The organism is Algoriphagus sp. 4150 (assembly GCF_031457395.1).
In the GTDB taxonomy this organism is placed as follows: Bacteria; Bacteroidota; Bacteroidia; order Cytophagales; family Cyclobacteriaceae; genus Algoriphagus.
The window spans coordinates 1-4,302 of the sequence record NZ_JAVDWS010000059.1 but is presented as its reverse complement, the minus strand read 5'-3'; the positions used below and the strand labels follow the sequence as shown (position 1 = coordinate 4,302).

The following is a 4,302-nucleotide window of genomic DNA, read 5'->3' as shown; positions in this document are numbered from 1 at the left end:
TTTTCATTGGATTATAGATTTCTGGATGAGGCTTATCAAGCCCAGTATATTGCCGAACAACGGGTTTCCATTTTATCAAAATACTTTGCCGGACTTGCTATCATTATCTCCTGCCTGGGATTATTTGGACTTGCCACTTATACTGCAGAAAGGCGGGCAAAAGAAATAGGCATCCGAAAGGTGCTTGGTTCGAATGAATGGAAAATCCTGACCCTTTTGACAGGTGACTTTGCGAAAATGGTATTGATCGCGATTGTTGTTGCAATTCCAATAAGTTATTACCTCACCAAAAGTTGGCTGGATGGATTTGCGTTTAAAATTGACCTGGAATGGTGGTTCTTTATCGGAGCCGGCATACTGACTTTGCTGATTGCCCTGCTTACGGTAAGTTTCCAGTCTGTCAAAGCAGCGCTGATGAATCCTGTGAAGAGTCTGAAGAGTGAGTGATGAGAGTAACAATTATCAATTACCAATGTCCAAGGCTCAGGTGTTGCGATCCTTGAACATTGAACATTGAGTTTGGGCATTGAACCTTTGAATCTAGAATCTAGAGTCAAGAACCAAAACTGGAGACAATGTAACGGAGATGGATCACTGGCCGACTCCCCTTGGACTTCGAAATTCATCTTGAAAATGGATTTTCATTAAAGGGGGCAGGGGGATTTTACAAGAATCAAGAACAGAGATCAGTTGGGTAAGTCAATGCGAACGACAGACGAGTTTAGCAAACTGGAAAATTGATTCCACCAATCTTCCAGGTCTCATTCCCGGAACATATTGAATTTCCCAAGCATATCGGGAAGACCGTCCTTTTTACTGTTTCGGACATAGATCTGACCGCAACAGTCCAAAATAAGGTTCAGTATGGCATCGTTCCTATTGTGATTATTGGAAATATTCTGGGTGATTTCTGTAACCCTAAAGGTGGCTGATCCCCAATGCCAAATAAGATACAGTAGATCGGGAAGATTATATTTTTTAAAAATAATCTGTAGCAAGTGCCAAGGATCAATTTCCGGGATCAACCTGTTTGTTTCCGGAAGAAAAGAGGATATTTCTGTCCGACTGGTTTCGGTTTTCTGGTTAGGTTCATCAGCTATTGGTCCAAGAGAAAGCTTATTTTGAATAAGATATGCTGCATGGATAAGCCGGGAAAAATCATTGACAAAGCCATTGACTCCTTCTTGGGGATCCCAATAGGCAACGCTGATTTTTCCTTTTACAGAAAGAGAGAGTGTCTCAAGAAGGTAATGGGCTTCATGAATGGTATAGCGATCTTTGAAGAAGTGTACAATATAGTCGAGAGGATCGAACTGCTGTTCAGGTGGAATAGGATCGGGTATAGGATATCTGACGATCCGATAGCGATCTTTCGTATCCATCACCTGATTTGACTTCTGCTTAAGGTTGTAATCGATGACAAAGTGCATAATGTGGAAACCAAGAAAGAGTGTTTCTATACGATTTCGGAATTTAGATCGAATTTTCTCCGCTCGTCGGAGCATAGTCCCAGTAAACTACCTAAGCATTCGTTGATTTCCTTTTCTATGTTTTCCTCCACTTTATAAGAGCCATTGTATCGGGCCTTGCAATAGGCTCCGTCCAAAACAGAAAGCGCCTCTTCCTTGCCGGTAAATAAATCGGATAGCTCAGGGATATACTTCGAACACAGTCTTAGTAGAACCTTTATCTCATGGGTCTTCTTCTCTATTTTTTCCCATGCCAGCAACAGCCCTCTTAATGCCAACTCGGCGGATTGATGTAGAAAAAACAACTTCATTTCAGAAGAGGCAGTTTGTGCTATACGGAATAACTCCTCTGATTTTTCAAGACTTTGGTTGAGACGGGCCAAGGCAGCAGCCTTGATGGTTTGGATGTTTTCATCGGAAACCTGAGGCAATCCTTCAAACCCTTCTGCGAGATATACAGGAGATGAAGAAAGGATTTTTTCAAATAAGAATGGGTTTCCATCGGTCAAGCACTTTGTCAGATAACTTACATTGATGCAGTGGATTTGATAGGAAGGCCTGTCTTTTAGGAGCAGACCGATCACCGCTTCAATCTGATCATGTTCACTGGGGGTATGATGGGGGAGTAAGACATACAAGTCACTTATGTTTTGGTCTTCCTGCAGATAAATAGCCTTGGGATATAGCAATATTTTCAGCGCGTCACAAAGAACCTGGACCTCCTTTTTGTCTTGGGGCGCATTTTCCAAACCTTTGTTCACCTTCATGCCGTAATGGATATAGGCCATCAGCATTTCCCAGAAATACACGTTGTTTTCCACTTCTTCAGAAGTATCCAGTTGCTGGACAGAATAGATGACAGAACTTTTGTGTAGGCACCATAATATGTTCTTAATGGATTCTTCGCTATAGCTTTCAAAGAGTTCAAATGGTTCGAAATCAAAGGCGGTAGGTATCATGATGTTTTTGTTTTTGAGTGGTCAAATAGTCTGGTGTAGATGATGTAACAGGCCTCTATCAGCCTGATGAAGTCTTCAGAATATTCTATAAAAACTTCAGCGTTTTCTTCTGCACCTGTAAAATAGCATATTGAATAATCCCTCATCTCGTTCCATTTTTTCACCCACTTTTTCAGGGGTTTTTTGAGGAAGAACCCCCGTAGAACAATCCATGGATTTCTGATTTCCTGTTTGTCCAATCTGCTGGGCAATAAATAGATGTGCTCCGATAGGTTGGGTGCTGAAGTTAGTTTTCGATGCGGGACAAAATCTTCTATGCAGGGATCGTCCACAGGTTCCAGGTAGCAATTTTCGTAGAGATAATGCGCTGAATAAATTAGCTTTAGGAACTCATTACCAAAATAGGCGTGGTCTCCCGGTGTGAAGCCCTTGAAGTCGGGTGTCCCGGATAAGGCATTCTTGAAGATCCTCATTATCCTTTTTTTCCATGAATCGATATCCATCATACTGATGAATAGATCGTGTAAGACTTCGTTGCAATGGTCAAGGGACTTGCATTTCAGCTTTGAGGGGTAGGTTTTGTAGAAGGTGTTCATCGGATATTGAGTCAAGAGGTTTTAAGATTACTTCCAACTTTTGATTCAAGCGGGTTTTCGGATTAAAAGGCGGTATATTTCTTTATGTTTAGCTTATTATCTATGGACTTGATTGGTTACAGTATTTTAGAAATGTGAAAGAATGCCCGGAAATGTTTATTTTGGGGGAACCAAAATTTAATCTTATGGAGAGGCTATGGTTATAAATACTACCACAGGAAGAGAGTTGAATAAACATAAAATGACCATTTGGCTTGATCCAATAGGAAAACAAGCTGATTACCGGTAAATATTTATAAATTAGTTCAATCCGGATGAATGAGTGGTTGTCGGAGTTTTCCGAGCCATCCGGATGCTGCTGGGGATCCAGCGATTATCGTTGTCTGCCAAAAATGCCTTTTTGGTTCTTTTTGGCTATATTTCTATAGCCGCCTTAAAAATGGTTATTATTATCTAATAAATCAAATTATAAAATGTATTTTTTCTATTATGTCGGAAATTGTCAAAAGAATCGGTGATTTTGCTCATGAAGAGCGAATCAGCATTCGTCAAATTGAAATTGCGATTGGCTCTGGCAACGGGACTTTGTCCAAGGCAATCGGGTCAAATAAAGATGTTCAGACCAAATGGATTTCGCTGTTTATAAAGAAGTTTCCCGAAGTGAATCCTATCTGGCTTTTGACAGGGAAAGGGGAAATGTTGAACCCAAACTTATCTTTGGCCCGTGACATGGTAGAAGAGCCCAAAGAGGAACTGGTGACCAAAGAGGGAATGCGCCAAAAGCAGGAAGTGATCGAAGCGCTTAAAAGACTTGTGGACTCTATGGAAGGGCAGCTTAAAGACAAAGAGCGACTGATCCACATGAAGGATCAATTAATCAGGGAATTGGAGGGAAAAGATATTAAAACCTGAATATGCATTACCAATTCTATTGCTTACTGAGCCTGTGCAGGGGATTGAGTCAGGACATTATTGTTTTTGACCCTGCCGTTTGTAGGAATTGAATACCATTTTGGTGCCGCGATTCAGTTTTAAAAGAGGTTGGTTTTCTGGACGGTAGAGGTTTTTCCAATTGTGTTAAAGTAGAAGGTGTCAAGTAAAGACGTGTCCGACTCCCCCTTGGACTTCGAAATTAATCTTGAAAAAGGATTTTCGTTAAGGGGGCAGGGGGATTTTATCAGAATGACTCGTCCTAAAAATAGTTTACAGGTTATCGTTTAAATCCAGGTACTGATTGACTGTTTCTGCTAGTCCTTTTATTGGTTTACAAGTGTACGG

At 40.9% G+C, this 4,302-nt stretch carries 5 protein-coding genes; 2 read left to right on the top strand and 3 right to left on the bottom strand.

Annotation, left to right across the window (positions count from 1 at the left end):
* A partial coding sequence (locus tag J2X69_RS24620) for an FtsX-like permease family protein (protein ID WP_310109496.1) occupies window positions 1–447 on the top strand: 447 nt, incomplete at its 5' end.
* Window positions 448–761: 314 nt separating this feature from the next.
* Here the strand turns inward: J2X69_RS24620 and J2X69_RS24615 are convergent.
* Genes J2X69_RS24615 through J2X69_RS24605 form a run of 3 tightly spaced genes read right to left on the bottom strand, consistent with a single transcriptional unit; the run spans window position 762 to window position 3,024 of the window.
* Window positions 762–1,430 carry a hypothetical protein gene (locus J2X69_RS24615; RefSeq protein ID WP_310109493.1) on the bottom strand — a complete coding sequence of 223 codons (669 nt, stop codon included), beginning with the start codon at window positions 1,428–1,430 and terminating at the stop codon, window positions 762–764.
* Between the two features lie 26 nt (window positions 1,431–1,456).
* A complete protein-coding gene (locus J2X69_RS24610; RefSeq protein ID WP_310109491.1) occupies window positions 1,457–2,428 on the bottom strand; it encodes a HEPN domain-containing protein in 972 nt (323 codons plus the stop codon).
* The gene (locus J2X69_RS24605; RefSeq protein WP_310109489.1) at window positions 2,425–3,024 is read right to left on the bottom strand and encodes a hypothetical protein; all 600 of its coding nucleotides are present in this window, start codon (window positions 3,022–3,024) and stop codon (window positions 2,425–2,427) included. Before J2X69_RS24605 ends, J2X69_RS24610 begins: the two co-directional genes overlap by 4 nt.
* Before the next feature lie 489 nt (window positions 3,025–3,513).
* Here J2X69_RS24605 and J2X69_RS24600 point away from each other — a divergent pair, with 489 nt between their 5' ends.
* The gene (locus J2X69_RS24600) at window positions 3,514–3,936 is read left to right on the top strand and encodes a hypothetical protein (protein ID WP_310109487.1); all 423 of its coding nucleotides are present in this window, start codon (window positions 3,514–3,516) and stop codon (window positions 3,934–3,936) included.
* Window positions 3,937–4,302 lie beyond the last annotated feature (366 nt).